Genomic DNA, 14,601 nt, shown 5'->3' on the forward strand with positions numbered 1-14,601 from the left:
TCAGGTTCGTTGTTTATGACATAGACTGCAAGATGCGCGAACATTGCCAGCAAAAATGGTTAAAGGTCTGTATAACGACTTGCTAACCAGCGGTAGTCCCGCTTTTGTATTAATAATATTTTTTCACCCTGGCTAAAGTGCTCTTCTGACTCAATAGGCTCTACCAGCAGGTAGTGGGGCTGGCCATGTTTGTCGATAAATTTGCCTTCGGCCGGGCTGTTGACCCGTGCTACGCCAACGGTTATATGGCCAACGGTGCCGACCATTTCGTCAGCTGTGGTTGCAGAAGATTCTTGTTTGGGGAGCAGGCGGCCAATTAAAGCGCCAAAGCGTGCGGTTAAAAATAGACCGCAAATAAACGCTAATGGCAGAATTAGCCAACGCGGTAATAGTGCATCGGTAGCTGACAGCGCAATAAAATTAAACAGCAGCCCTGCTATACCAAAGGTGGTGAAGAGTATGACCAGCCAAACCAGCAGCGGTAAGCGGTCGAGCGCCAGCCAACTGCCAAACTGAGTGAAACCTGATGACGCATCTGCGTCGGTATCGAGGGCGGCCTGATCATCAATGAGCCCGATCAGACTTACGCCAAGAAACATCCCTGCCATTTCCAGTATAAAAAGCGCTATAACAATGCCCAGCGCACAGCTAAACCAGAAATTGGCATCATCTAATAAGAATGACAACATGCCACCGTCCCTGATGGTAGAGCTAAAAGCAAGAAACCAGTTTAATCCCAAAGCATTAGGTTGGCAAAACTTTTGGAATTGACGCCGTTGGCTTGCTTCCTCAAGCTATCAGGGTAAGCTTAAGTGATTGGAATATGAGTAACTGAAAGCGGGCGCACCAGGCCCGTAATCGTTGCCAGAGGATGACTAACACCGGAAGTGTTTATGAACGGGCATACCCATTACCAGTTTGCAGAATTTACTCTCGACAGTGAAACTGGCAGATTGTATTTTCAGAGTGAGCCCAGAGTAACCGCCGGCAAGATTAGCGATTTCCTGCTGTTGTTAGTCGCCAGTCCCGGCGAAGTGATTACCAAAGATCAGATCCTTGATGCCTTGTGGCCCGATCAATTTGTCAGTGAAGCTTCCATTTCACGATTAGTCTCTGACACCCGTCAGTTATTAAATGCAGATGCCCCCGACACCGACTTTATTCAAACCGTTCGTGGTAAAGGCTTTCGTTTTATTGAGCCAGTCACGCAGGCTGTTACCCAGGTTAGCGAGGCTGCGGATACGTCAGAACCAGTAAAAGCCGGGAACAAGCTGCTATGGCCAGCGATATTTGGCGTGTGTTTACTGGGCGCTTTACTCTTGATCAGCGATTGGTGGCGCAAACCAGACAGTTACCTGGTTGATACGTCTCAGCGCGTGGTCGTGTTGCCGGTATGGGTACAAACGGGTGATGTGCAGGACAGCTGGGCCGAATTTGGCATAATGTCGATGCTCACTCAACAACTCAGGGAATATCCGGATATTCAGATTGCCGACGTGGATTCGGTGTTAAGTGGCCTTAATGCGCTGCCATTTGAACCCACAGCTGATGCTGCGCGAAAATTTACCCTAGTATGTGAAGCGTTGGGTTGCCAGACCCTGGTAATTCCTGAACTTAAGGTACTGCAAGGCAAACCTGCGTTGAGCTATCGCATTGTGCAAGCCACCTTGCAATCCCCTGAATTTATTTTTAATCATGACAGCGTGATGGAAGCGGCCCGGCAAATGCTCACTCATGCGGTGGGCCAACTGGTACCGGTGATGCAGGAAAGGCTGGAGCTTAGACCCCTTTACAGTGCTAATCAGCGCGCCAATATGCAGTTTGCCATGGGCGTAAGCGCGTTATATCACGGCGACTATGCCTCTGCCGAACATGCGTTGCGAATGGCGTTACAGCAGCAGGATGACTTTTTTTGGGCGCGCGCCTATCTGGCCGATGTGATGTATCGCACAGGCAATTACCCCGGTGCTGAGCTGGCCACCACGGCATTGATACCACAAGCTGATTCAGCCAGAGCGAAGCTGTTTTTGGGTAATTTAACTGCCAATACTCTCTACGCTAAAGGCCTGTTGCAAGACTCGGTAGAGGCAAGCCTGCCGTTAATTTCGATTGCTGCAAACGCCAACGAATTCGAAATGCAGGGCAATTTGTTAATGAATACCGGGTCAAGCTACACCGCTCTGGGTGATACCGAAAAAGCCATCGAATATCTGCAACAGGCTATTACCGTGTACCGTGAGCACCAGTTAACGTTACGTGAGGCCCAGGCCAGCTTGAATTTAGGCAATGCGTTGTTTTTAAAGGAACCAAACTCCATTGAATCCACCCAACAATACGAACATGCCGCGGCTATTTTTCGCCAGTTTCAGGCGAATGCTTATCTTGCCTATGCGATGTCGGCGCTGGCACAACAAAAACGCAATTTAGGCCGGTTGGATGAGGCCAGCTCATTGATTAAGCAGGTTGCTGAATTGTACCGGCAGGCCGGTGATGAAGAAGGATTGTTACTAGTTAAAACTGAGCTGGCAGATATAGCGGTATTAAAAGGTGATTTGGACGGTGCATTAACGCTGGTAAAAGAAGCATTTGAGCAAGCCGGCGAGCAATTTACCTATGTGCGTTCTTATTCCTCTGCCGTGATGGCGCTGATTTATCTTAACCAGAACAACCCTGCGCCAGTGCCTGACTTACTGGCAGAACAGGAAAAATATGAATGGTTTGACCCCCGCCCCAATTTTAGCCTGCTAAAAGCCAGCTATGCGCATTGTAAAGGCAATCTACAGCAGGCAGTGGATGAATCCCTGGCGGTAAAACAAGGCCTGGGTGAGCAATGGTCGGCTGCACATCAAAAGTATCTGGATATCTTTCTGCATGACGCTGACACCGGCGTAAAGCGGGATATTGACTACATGCAGGCGCGGGTGTTGTAGCTAATTCAGCCACTTTCAGGTTTTTCAGGGTTTATTTCAGGCTTTTCAGTTTCGGGGCTGCGAGCATATTGATGACTTAATATGCCGGAGACCACTATGTTAATGCTAACTGGACACCCTTATCGTGTTTGCTTTCTGATTGTTGCTGTTGTTTTGTGTGGACTTATTGTCTTTCAGCACAATACCAGCGCAGTTTATGCTTTTGACGGCGGCAGCGACCAGTTTTATACCTGCCCAAACGGTTTTACTTTTGAAGCCCGCCATCAGGCAGCTCGCTGTATTCGTTATCCGCAGGAAAGTTTTGTGGAGCCAGCCCCCTGCAAGGCGCCATATTCAACGCTGAATGCCGATTATCAGCATATGGAGGACAGGTGTCTCAGCGCAATGGCGGAACCAACGCTAATAAGCTGCCCTGCCGGTTCAGAAATCTTTGTTCAGCCCGGTAATGACCTGTGTGTAAAGCGCCTGGATGGCGCTGTTAGTGCACCGTTCATACTGACTAAAAGATGAGTTAACGTATTGAAATATAGCGTTTTCAGAAAGTTTCAGACTAGATTCAGGTAACTCAGAAAAATAAAACGCAAAGTGACATGGTCAGGTTCAACAGGAGAAGACCATGGACATAACCCAATACCCATTAGTTACCCGTGTAACCACCCTCACTTTGCTGCTCGGTGCATTAAGCGGCTGCGATTTATTTAATAAGGACGATGAAACGGAAGCACCCTCGGCGAGTTTCACAGTAAATGAAACCAGCGGCACCGCGCCGATAACGATTACATTTACCGATACCTCTGATGATGGCAGTGATGACATTTATCAGTGGTTATGGGAGTTTGGTGACGGTAACACGAGCAGTTTGCAAAACCCGCAGCATGACTACCCCATTCCGGGTACTTATACCGTCAGCTTAACGGTCACCTCAGAAGACGGTACCGACACTCAAACCCGCACTGACTTAATCAGTGTTGAAGCGCTGCCTCCGGTTGCGGCGTTTAGCGTAAGTGCTACCACGGGAGATGCGCCGCTAACCGTTACCTTTAGCGATGATTCAACCCAGGGCACTGGCACAATCAACCAGTGGCAATGGGATTTTGGTGACGGCAATACCAGCACCGAATCATCGCCGGAACACACTTACACCGCGTCTGGAGAGTATACAGTCAGCTTAACGGTGAGTGATGAATACAGTTCCCACTCCAGTACTGCGGAAGAGCCAATTGTTGTGCTTGCGGTGCCACCTGAAGCGGCAATGGAAGTATCGGCAACCTCAGGCGATATGCCATTTACAGTGACCTTTACCGATACCTCTTCTGCCGGTAGTGGAGAGATTACCCAATGGCTATGGGATTTTGGCGACGGTACTACCAGTGATGAGGCTAACCCCTCCCATACCTACACCGAAGCGGGGACATACAGCGTTTCGTTAAGCGTGACTGCGGATGGCAGCGATAGCGTCACGCACGAAGACTGGATTGAGGTAGTCGACCCATACATCACATTGACCATCAATATGCGTGGTAGCGAAGGCGAAGATATTAGCGACGTAACCGTATTATCCTCTGATTACGAGATTGAGAGTTATTCAGAAAACGAGTATCAACAACTGTTAATTCGCTTGTTACCGCAGGACAACGCTAGCCTCTTAAGGATAGCGCTAGACGGGTACACCGATGCGTTAGTTTATTTCGACGGTGCGAAGATTAACCAGAGTAAAGATGTCACCTTCAAACAGTTGGGACAAGGATTTGAAGTGGACACCACACTCGGCGGCGAATTCGTTACCGGTGATGGTGCAAAATTAACCGTGCCGGCCTATTCACTGCAAACCACTGACGGCACGATTATTTCCGATACGGTAACGCTGACAATGACTACCGTGGATATTAGTGACGCGCTTGATCGTAATGCCTTTCCTGGTAGTTTTATGGGAGAGGCGACAGATTTGCCAGGGGAGCCGGTTGAAATTGCCAGTTACGGTTTAGTGGAAATGACCTTCATCTATGAGGGAGAAACCTTACAACTGATTCCCGGTAATACCATGGAGCTAGAAGTGCCTTTGTTTATGGCTCAACATTTGGGAGGCGATACAGTACAGGAAGGTGACAGCATTCCTTTTTGGATCCTGGATGAAGAAACAGGGATATGGATGCAGGAAGGTATGGGCGAAGTGGTAACATCCACTACTAGCCCAACAGGATTTGCTCTGAAGGCAACTACCAGCCATTTTTCATGGTTTAACGCTGATGCATGGGGCTATCCTGGCGCAGGTCCTGTCGCCCCAGGTTCAGATCTTCCCGGTGAACAACGTTCTAAATGGTGTGATATTACTATTAATATTACTGGCCCCAAAGAAGGCTCTGGTCTGTCCGGTCGTATGGCAAGAACAACGCCGGGCTGGCCTTACAGCGTGATAACATCCGCTTTTACTTATTATGGGAAGCCGGTCGAATCACGTGTAATGTCGGGTAGTTATTACAGTTTTACCTTATCTGATGGTCTTAACTATTCTAAGCGTTCATTTGTGTGCTTGGGTGAAGATATTGAATTAAACATGACCCTGCCTGATGATGATAAGCCTCAGTTTACTTCCTGGAGTGCCACCTTGTTTCCGAAGTTTGAGGAAGTAGATGGCCAACAAACCATTACCCATAACATTCTTACTGTTGGTGGTGGTTTTATTCAAGATGAAGACAATACAGTTGAAGTATATTCAATCGCCATCACAGATGGAGGTACCCGCTTGCCAGAGGGCGCTGAGGCCAAATACGTCGTGGAGGAAGAAGATGTCGCGTCGACTGTTAATGTGTATGCACTGCTGGAAAATAGCTATGGTAACACAAGATTAGATTTCTCACTTTCTTATGTCAGCGAGCAGGCACCGACGGTTTTCTACTATTATCTTGACGCCGATCTAGTGGGGAAAGCGAGATTGTCATGGAAAACGGAAGGGGCAGATAATGTAGATATTACCTATTTTCCGTCATCTACTCTTGAAGAACCGACATCATTTATAGGGGATCTGAGTTATGAGCAGGAAGGTGAGCATAAGTTTTTGCTGTCTGATTACGGTATCGAAAGCCTGGATGGATATATTCAAATGCGTTGGTGGAATCAATACGGAGAGCAGACTTACTATATTGAGCTTGCCACAGAGACTCAGTGTTTAACAGATATGTGTTTTGCACAGTAACTATCGTTTATGTCAGGAAGCATCGCTTCCTGACATCTTCAATTTCCCTAGCCGGTATAACCGCCATATCGTAAAGCAGTTCACCATCAGTAATGTCATTTCCAACAACGTACCGCCAATTGAGCCCACCAGAATATTATTGGTCAGCCAGCAGATAGCCCCGCATAAAAACGCCAGTCGCATTTTAATGCCGGCCAGGCAAAACAGGGCATAAGTGCCTATGCAGGTACCCAGAATGGGAAATAGGTCGTACCATTCATCGGCCAGATAACTACCCAGCGCCAGCGTTATCGCTATAAAAATATAAGCAACAATGCGGGAGCGGGTTTTAATGGATAAGCCGGTTCTGACCACCGATAACAACGCACTCAGGCAAGCCGTTGTGGCGCCCAGCAGCGCAAAATGCAGGGCGTGATTTAAGTTCATCACCACCATCATAATGCGCAGGTGCTGATCATCTTTTTGATAAAAGCACAGGATGCCGAGCACGAAGCTCAGCATGCCAAAGGCCTGGGCCAGATTGAATTCGGGAAGGTCAGGGAACAAGATTAAGTAATTACTTACTGTTATTGTTGGCTAGGTTATTCAGGCTTAAAAACGCCGATAACATTAGCGTTCTTACTGGCTTCTTTTACCTTTTCCTGGGGCTGTGACTCGGCATAACCGCACTCCACGCAGGTAAGTTTTTCCACGTTGTTTTCAAAAAATAACATGATGGTGTCGGTAGCTTTGCATTCTGGGCAGGTGGCTCCGGCAATAAAGCGTTTTCGTTGGCGTTGACTCATGTTGCAGACCGTTGTGAATAATTAAGGTAGTTACGCACTGCGCGCAAATGAAGATCGCTCGTTGAGCTTCTGGTAAACTACGCAGCCAGACTATGTTATCACAATCACAGGTATTCGCAGTTTTATGATCCAGTTATCCGACGTCACATTGTTACGCGGCAGCAAAGTGTTGCTTGATGGCGCATCGGCTCAGGTGTTTCCCGGCCATAAGGTTGCTTTAATCGGCAGCAATGGGTGTGGCAAATCAAGCCTGTTTGCCCTGTTACGTGGTGAACTGAGCGTTGATGCCGGTGATTGCAAGGTTCCATCAGACTGGCGCATTGTCAGCGTAGCGCAGGAAACCCCCGCGGTTCAGCGCAGTGCCATCGACTACGTGATCGACGGTGATACCTATTTGCGCGGCTTGCAGCAAAAACTCAGTGAGGCCGAAGAGGCGCATCACGGCGAGAATATCGGCAAGTATCACGACTTGCTGGCCCAGGCGGGGGCTTACGATGTGGAAGCCCGGGCGGCGACCATTCTGGCCGGTTTAGGCTTTTCTCAAAGCCAGCTGAACTCGCCGGTGACCGATTTTTCCGGTGGCTGGCGTATGCGGTTAAACCTGGCGCAGGCGTTGTTATGCCCGTCTGATTTACTGCTGCTCGACGAACCCACCAACCACCTCGATTTAGACGCCGTAATATGGCTTGAGCGCTGGTTACAACGTTATCAGGGCACGCTGTTGCTGATTTCTCACGATAAAGCCTTTATTGATAACACCGTGGCGCAGATTGTCAGCGTGGAACAGCAAAAGCTTGTTGCCTACACCGGCAACTACTCCAGCTACGAAACGCAGCGTGCTGAGCGCCTGCGCTTGCAGGATATCGAATATCGCAAGCAGCAGGACAAAATCGCCCACCTGGAATCCTTTATTACCCGCTTTAAAGCCAAGGCGAGTAAAGCCAAGCAGGCACAGAGCCGCATCAAGCAACTAGAGCGCATGGAAACGCTGCTGCCTGCGCACCATGCCAGCCAGTTCAGCTTTGAATTTAAAGCGCCCACGGCACTGCCTAACCCGTTAATTCAGATGGAAAAGGTGATGTTGGGTTATGGCGATCATATTGTGCTAGAGCAGGTAAAACTGAATCTGGTGCCGGGCAGCCGCATTGGTTTACTGGGCCGCAACGGTCAGGGTAAGTCTACCCTGATTAAATTACTGGCTGGTGTACACGAGCCGAAAACCGGGATGTTTACCACCGCTAAAGGCCTGAACGTGGGCTACTTTGCTCAGCATCAACTGGAGTATCTGGATCCACAGGCCTCGGCCTTACTGCATTTACAGCGACTGGACAGCAAAGCTACCGAACAGCAGCACCGGGATTTCCTGGGCGGCTTTGGTTTTCATGGCGATGAGGCTACCGGGCCGGTAGCACCTATGTCGGGCGGAGAGAAAGCGCGGCTGGTGCTGGCGCTGATTGTGTATCAAAAGCCTAACCTGTTGCTGCTCGATGAACCGACCAACCACCTTGATTTAGAAATGCGTCATGCCCTTAATATGGCGCTGCAAGGGTTTGAAGGGGCCATGGTACTGGTGTCGCACGACCGTTTCTTATTATCAGCGGTATGTGAAGAGTTTTATCTGGTCGACAGTGGTCAGGTTGCGCCATTTAATGGTGATCTGGACGATTACCGCGATTGGATCCTGGCCCAGCAAAGTGACGACAAGTCATCGGTAGAAACAACAACGGACGACAAAACCAAGGTCGACAGAAAAGCCGAAAAGCGCCGCGAAGCCGAGTTCCGGCAGTCCACCGCGCATCTGCGCAAGCAAATCCAACAGTCTGAAAAGAATATGGAAAAGCTGAATGCTGCACTGGCCAAGGTTGAAAACGAACTGGGTCGCACAGAATTATATGAAGCAGATAAAAAGGCCGAGTTAATGAAGTTTCTTGATCAGCAGGCAAGTCTTAAATCTCAAATAGAGGATGAAGAGATGCTTTGGCTGGATGCTCAGGAGCAAATCGAAGCGGCAAAAGAGGCCCATGACATCAGCGCCTGAGTTAACCCCAGCACTGTTCTGGCAGCACAGCTTAGCCGTGTACGCTAAGCCTGGTGTGGCTTCAGCATGTCTTACCTTGCAGGATGATTATCAGGTGAACGTTAATCTATTGCTGTTTTATCAATGGTGTTACTGCAATCAGGTTCGGGTTCGCCCTTCATTAAACAATGCGCTGAACACCGTGATAAGCCAGACAGATGCGGCCATTCAGGCGCATCGGGAAGTTCGTCGTAAAGCCAAAGGCACCAGCAATTACGAACAGCTAAAGCAAGACGAACTCAGCCTTGAAGCCGCGCAACAGGCGGCGCTGGTGGAGGCATATCATCACAGATTGCCCGAGCCTGAGGGCGAGCGTGAGATTGAGCAATTGGGCATCGAATCACTGTACCACTGGCTGGCACTACCCACTACTACCGAGACAACGACATTAATTAATACAGTATTGAAAGCATGACCATACGGACTAACCAATCACACGGACGCATTGTTAAGAGCAGTTTTACCGCCCCACGCTGGGCGAAGAATCGCCATATCCAGACCATCTACCCGCGCTTTATTCAGCGCCGCCTGCCGCTGCGCTACACCACAGAACGCATTAAAACTGCTGACGGGGACTTTCTGGATCTGGCCTGGGGACCCGCGCCGGCAAAACTTACAGGTATCGTGATAATGTTTCACGGCCTGGAGGGCTCTATTCATTCGCACTACGCTAACGATATGATGGCCACGCTGAGTCAAAATGGCTGGCAAGTGGTGCTGATGCATTTTCGCGGTTGCAGTGGCGAGGCTAATTTAACGCCACGGGCCTATCACTCTGGTGAAACCAGCGACCCTGGTTTTATTATAAACCTGTTGCATCAGCGCTATCCGGCTATTCCCAAGGTCGCTATCGGTTTTTCCTTAGGCGCCAATATGCTGCTTAAGCTGCTCGGTGAAAACCCTGATAGCCTTGGGCTTCAGGCGGCGGTGGCGGTGTCTGCGCCGCTCAAGCTGGATGAATGCGCAACCAGCGTGAATCAGGGGTTTTCTAAGGTTTATCAAAAGTATTTGCTGGGCAGTATGAAGCAAAACCTGCTTAAAAAAATGCAGCGCATTGATTACCGCGACATCCTGCAAATCAGCGAAGCAGAAGTTAAGGACATTCAGACCTTCTGGCAGTTTGACGATAACATCACAGCACCGCTGCATGGTTACGCCGATGCCCGTGATTATTACGAAAAGTGCAGTGCTTATTATTTTTTAAAAGCCATTCATTGCCCTACCTTGATTTTGCATGCGCTGGATGACCCCTTTATGAATCATCTGGTGATCCCGCAGGAGCAAGAGCTGGCCCACAGTGTTACGGTAGAGCTTAGTGAAACCGGCGGCCACGTGGGCTTTATGCATGGCACACCCAGAGCGCCACAGGTGTGGTTACATCAGCGCGTACTGCGCTATTTTAAAGACTTTTTACCCGTTACTTCGGAGTCCTCATGATTATTCCCATCGACGAACTGGCACCTGATACCCTGGAAAACATCGCCAAAGAATTTGTGCTGCGGGAAGGTACTGATTACGGCGAAATAGAAGCTACCTTTGAAGACAAGGTGGAACAGGTAATAGCCAAATTAAAAAGCGGCGAGGCCATCCTGGTGTATTCCGAACTTCATGAAACCGTGGATATTCGCCCAACCGACAGTTATCAGGCGAACGCCGAATAATCGTTATAGCATTCGCGAAGAGAGCAAAATCTTTTCAAAGTATTTCAGAGTGTTGACCAATCTTTCTGCAACGCGCATGCTGGGTGACTATAACAACAGGGACGAGCCTTGAGTTAGCAGGCCGCTTTTCGATAATTATTAACCCTAACGACACTCGAGAATACTATGAGAAAACTCTCCGTTATCGCTGCGGGCGTTATGTCTGTGATGTTGTTTGGTTGTGGTCAGCCAGCGCAGCCAGACGCGCAACAAAGCAGTGCTGCCATGCCCGACGCCCAGAAGATTGCCGACGCCGCTGCTGGCGTAAACATGAATGTGGGCTACAACGTGCCTGTTGAATATTTCAAACTGGATAACGGTTTGAAAGTGGTGCTTTCAAAAGACGACACCGCGCCTACCGTGACCGTTGCCGTTTACTACAATATCGGTTTTCGTAATGAGCCTAAAGACCGCACGGGTTTTGCCCACCTGTTTGAACACATGATGTTCCAGGGCTCCGAAAACCTGGGCAAAATGGAATTTATCCAGTTGGTTAATGATAACGGTGGTGTGCTGAATGGCTCTACCCGTTTCGATTTTACCAACTACTTCGAAATTGTGCCGGCCCACAAACTTGAAACCTTTTTATGGGCAGAAGCCGACCGTATGAAAGGCCTGGCGATTACCCAGGATAACCTCGCTAACCAACAAGGCGTGGTGAAAAACGAGGTGAAGGTTAACGTGCTTAACCAGCCCTATGGCGGTTTCCCGTGGCTGGATATGCCGCAATACGCGTTTAGCAATTGGTACAACGCCCACAACTTTTATGGTGATCTGGCGGATCTCGACGCCGCTAACCTGGAAGATGTCGATGCCTTCTTTGACATGTATTACGCCCCCAACAATGCTGCGTTAGCGGTAGTGGGTGATATTGATATCGCCGAAGCCAAAGCCATGATCGAAAAGTATTTTGGCAGTATTCCAGCGGCCGAGATTGCGCCACAGCCGGATTTGTCTGAGCTGCGTCAGGAAAAAGAAAAGGTCTTTAACAAGTACGACAAACTGGCGCCCAAACCGGCTTATGCCTTTGCGTATAAAATGCCGCCCCGTGACACACCTGAATATTATGCCATGGGGATCATCGACCAGATCCTGGTGCAGGGTGAAGACAGCCTGTTGTATCAGGAACTGGTAAAGAACAAACAAATTACCGGCAGTGTGGGTGGTGGAATTAACTATCTGCTGGGAAATATGTTTAATTACAACGGCCCAATGTTGTGGATGAGCTCCTTTACCCACGACGACACCGTTAGTCGCGAAGCCATTACCGGGGCGATTGATTCGGTGATCAATCAACTGTCGGAACAACCGCTTAGTGAAGAAGAAATGTCACGGGCAATCGTTAAGATCCGATCGAGTCTGTTTGATTCGATTGATTCACTCTATGGCTTCGGTCGTGCCGATTTGCTCGCCAGTTTTGCCTTGTTTGATGATAAACCACAGAAGATCAACGAGTTGGAAGCCAACTTTAAACAGGTAACGCCAGAGCTGATTATCAAAACGGTAAACGAGTATCTGCGCCCTACTAATCGCACCATCCTAACGGTAACGCCGGGCGAAGCACCGGCTGATGCATCTCAGGCACAGGGAGAATAACAATGAAATTAATGCAAACCATCATTGCCTCATCCTTGTTAGCGGTACTGTCATTTTCGGCCGCTGCGAAAGAGCTACCACCCGCTGGCGGCACGCCGGGTGAATTTACTGTGCCTGCCACCCAGGAAATAACCCTGGATAACGGCCTGAAAGTCACCTTTATTCCTTATGGCAAAACGCCAAAGGCAACCGTGCGTCTGGTAACCAATACCGGCAATATTGATGATGGCGAACAGGTGTGGTTAGCTGATTTGAGTTTTGACATGCTGCGCCAGGGCACGGCCAATCAGTCAGCTAAGGCACTGGCAGAAGCTGTGGCCAGTATGGGCGGCGAGATAGCCACCAGTGTGGGTATGGACTCCAGCTTTATTGGCATGGACGTTTTGGGCGAATTTACCGGTGACGCTGTAGCCGTGCTGGCAGACATGGTAATGAACGCCAGTTTTAATGAAGCGGATTTAGCGCGTCTGAAAACCGATAGTCAGCGTGAATTGGCCGTGCAAAAATCTGATCCTTCCGCCATTGCTACCGAGGCATTTTACCAGTCGCTGTATGGCAATCATCCCTATGGTCGTTTATTCCCTACGGCTGAAAGTCTGGCGGCGGTAACGGTTAATGATACAAAGACCTTTATCAGCAGCAACCTGGTACCTAATCGCAGCCACCTGTATGTGTCCGGGGTATTTGATCAGGCTGCGGTGAGTAAAGCGGTTAAGGCTGCTTTTGCCGACTGGCAGCAAGGCGCTGAGCGTTCTGCTAAAACCGTGCTGACCAACCCCGGCCCTACACTGGAAATCATTGAGCGTACAGGCGCGCCGCAATCTACATTACGCCTTGGCCTGGCGGCGGTGGATGCCACCCATCCTGATTACACTAAACTCAGCGTGATGAATACCCTGTTGGGCGGGGCGTTCTCCAGCCGAATTACCTCTAATATTCGGGAAGATAAGGGTTATACCTACTCACCCCGTTCAGCTGTAGTTGACCGGGTTGGCAGTGCCGTGTGGTATGAAGGCGCTGATGTTACCGCAGAAGCAACCGGTGCATCCTTAATGGAAATCTTCAAGGAAATTGCTTTGTTGTCTGATGAAGCCCCTGCTGAAGAGGAACTAAAAGGCGTACAAAATTACATGGCAGGTATTTTTGTCCTGCGTAACTCTTCGCGCAGTGCCATTATCTCACAGCTGGCATTCCTGGAACTACACGGGCTGGATAAGTCTTATCTGCAGAACTATGTGCAAAACGTGTATGGGGTAACGCCTGAGCAGGTCAGTGAAACGGCTAAAAAGTATCTCGACGCGGGCAAAATGCATTTAACGGTAGTGGGCGATACTGCAACCGTTATGCCGCAGCTAAAAGAGGTAGAGGCGCTTAAGGCCTACCACTAGGAAAAAATGCTTAACCTGAGCCAATAAAAAATGCCGGATCCCACATCCGGCATTTTACTTCTGAGGTATAAAAAGCCCCGCCACGTCCCTGTAGACAGAGCACTAACTTTTACTTAGAAAGCATAACGTGCTGACACTTGAAACACGTCCGCATCGTCGAGAAATTCATAGCTGGCGCCCACTGCAAATTGCGGGTTGAAGTAATAATACGCACCCGCTTTCAGGGTGACGTCACCGTCGTCCAGGTCGAGATAACCCAACTCACCATTTACTTCCAGCTCTGGCGTTAGCATGCTGCGCACACCGGCATTCAGGCTGTAGCCGTTGTCATCATAAAAATCCGCATCGATACGCTCGAAGTTAGCCCCGACGTAGGCATCAGTCGTATTATTCAATGGGAAGCGGTAACCGCCACCAATAGTCAAAGTCGTGAAATCGATGTTGCCGGTCTCGGCCCAGCCGAATTCGCCATTCACATAGATATTTGGATCGAGTAAATACTTGCCGTTAACCTGTAAACCATCCGGATCAAAGCCACCATCGCCGTCATAGCTCAGGTAACCCCCTTCTACATAGCGCCAGTCTGGCGTGTCGGCCATTGCAGGTACTGAGATAAAGGCTGCTGATAATGCAGTAAGGGCGATTATTGAAGTTGCTTTCATTGGTTGCTCCTTAATGAAAATAAAATAAATCCTGTAACCGCTACCGCAAGCATTGGGCCAGATTGGAGAAAATAGTTAAAAATAAGTTAATAAATTCAATATAAACAATTAGATAGAATATTTTCTGGCGTTAACACCAAGCTGTTTTGAACATGTTTTGCCAGATGCTTTTAAGTATGACCGGGGAAATGTGTTGCAAATTACCAACACTTAATTGAACTAAAGTATAAGTTTTATTGCGTGGGTGATAATTATCAAACAGCAAAAAGG

Annotated in this window: 13 protein-coding genes; 9 read left to right on the forward strand and 4 right to left on the reverse strand. The window is 49.0% G+C overall.

Going from position 1 to position 14,601, the window contains the following annotated elements; genetic code table 11:
- Positions 1-59: 59 nt before the first annotated feature.
- Positions 60-689, reverse strand: a complete 630-nt coding sequence (locus tag BFC17_RS15780; protein WP_070177453.1) for a YqiJ family protein — start codon at positions 687-689, stop codon at positions 60-62.
- A gap of 204 nt (positions 690-893) precedes the next feature.
- Here BFC17_RS15780 and BFC17_RS15785 point away from each other — a divergent pair, with 204 nt between their 5' ends.
- From BFC17_RS15785 to BFC17_RS15795, 3 genes are all read left to right on the forward strand, one after another.
- Entirely contained in the window at positions 894-2,930 is a 2,037-nt protein-coding gene (locus BFC17_RS15785) for a winged helix-turn-helix domain-containing protein (protein ID WP_070177454.1), read from the forward strand.
- A 96-nt stretch (positions 2,931-3,026) separates the two neighbouring features.
- Positions 3,027-3,440, forward strand: a complete 414-nt coding sequence (locus BFC17_RS15790; RefSeq protein ID WP_070177455.1) for a hypothetical protein — start codon at positions 3,027-3,029, stop codon at positions 3,438-3,440.
- A 106-nt stretch (positions 3,441-3,546) separates the two neighbouring features.
- Positions 3,547-6,123 (forward strand): PKD domain-containing protein, encoded by a 2,577-nt coding sequence (locus BFC17_RS15795; protein ID WP_070177456.1) that lies wholly within the window; start codon positions 3,547-3,549, stop codon positions 6,121-6,123.
- A 12-nt stretch (positions 6,124-6,135) separates the two neighbouring features.
- Here the strand turns inward: BFC17_RS15795 and BFC17_RS15800 are convergent, their stop codons facing one another.
- Both BFC17_RS15800 and BFC17_RS15805 read right to left on the reverse strand, forming a co-directional pair.
- The gene (locus BFC17_RS15800) at positions 6,136-6,669 is read right to left on the reverse strand and encodes a YgjV family protein (protein WP_268235979.1); all 534 of its coding nucleotides are present in this window, start codon (positions 6,667-6,669) and stop codon (positions 6,136-6,138) included.
- A gap of 35 nt (positions 6,670-6,704) precedes the next feature.
- Positions 6,705-6,908 carry a YheV family putative zinc ribbon protein gene (locus tag BFC17_RS15805; protein ID WP_070177458.1) on the reverse strand — a complete coding sequence of 68 codons (204 nt, stop codon included), beginning with the start codon at positions 6,906-6,908 and terminating at the stop codon, positions 6,705-6,707.
- A 124-nt stretch (positions 6,909-7,032) separates the two neighbouring features.
- Here BFC17_RS15805 and BFC17_RS15810 point away from each other — a divergent pair, with 124 nt between their 5' ends.
- The 6 genes from BFC17_RS15810 (at position 7,033) to BFC17_RS15835 (ending at position 13,669) form a co-directional block, all read left to right on the forward strand.
- Positions 7,033-8,946 (forward strand): ATP-binding cassette domain-containing protein, encoded by a 1,914-nt coding sequence (locus tag BFC17_RS15810; RefSeq protein WP_070177459.1) that lies wholly within the window; start codon positions 7,033-7,035, stop codon positions 8,944-8,946.
- Complete coding sequence (locus BFC17_RS15815) at positions 8,930-9,400, forward strand: TIGR02444 family protein (RefSeq protein ID WP_070177460.1); 471 nt, start codon at positions 8,930-8,932, stop codon at positions 9,398-9,400. Before BFC17_RS15810 ends, BFC17_RS15815 begins: the two co-directional genes overlap by 17 nt.
- Positions 9,397-10,422 carry a hydrolase gene (locus tag BFC17_RS15820; protein ID WP_070177461.1) on the forward strand — a complete coding sequence of 342 codons (1,026 nt, stop codon included), beginning with the start codon at positions 9,397-9,399 and terminating at the stop codon, positions 10,420-10,422. The genes BFC17_RS15815 and BFC17_RS15820 overlap by 4 nt, the downstream gene beginning before the upstream one ends.
- The gene (locus BFC17_RS15825) at positions 10,419-10,646 is read left to right on the forward strand and encodes a YheU family protein (RefSeq protein ID WP_070177462.1); all 228 of its coding nucleotides are present in this window, start codon (positions 10,419-10,421) and stop codon (positions 10,644-10,646) included. The genes BFC17_RS15820 and BFC17_RS15825 overlap by 4 nt, the downstream gene beginning before the upstream one ends.
- Positions 10,647-10,811: 165 nt before the next feature.
- The gene (locus tag BFC17_RS15830) at positions 10,812-12,281 is read left to right on the forward strand and encodes a M16 family metallopeptidase (RefSeq protein ID WP_070177463.1); all 1,470 of its coding nucleotides are present in this window, start codon (positions 10,812-10,814) and stop codon (positions 12,279-12,281) included.
- 2 nt (positions 12,282-12,283) lie between these two features.
- Complete coding sequence (locus BFC17_RS15835) at positions 12,284-13,669, forward strand: M16 family metallopeptidase (RefSeq protein WP_083271778.1); 1,386 nt, start codon at positions 12,284-12,286, stop codon at positions 13,667-13,669.
- Positions 13,670-13,782: 113 nt separating this feature from the next.
- Here BFC17_RS15835 and BFC17_RS15840 read toward each other — a convergent pair whose 3' ends face one another.
- Positions 13,783-14,331, reverse strand: coding sequence for an outer membrane beta-barrel protein (locus BFC17_RS15840; protein WP_070177465.1), 549 nt, complete (start codon positions 14,329-14,331; stop codon positions 13,783-13,785).
- Between the last annotated feature and the right edge of the window lie 270 nt (positions 14,332-14,601).

It is taken from the genome of Marisediminitalea lipolytica, from assembly GCF_001758465.1.
Taxonomy (GTDB): domain Bacteria; phylum Pseudomonadota; class Gammaproteobacteria; order Enterobacterales; family Alteromonadaceae; genus Alteromonas; species Alteromonas lipolytica.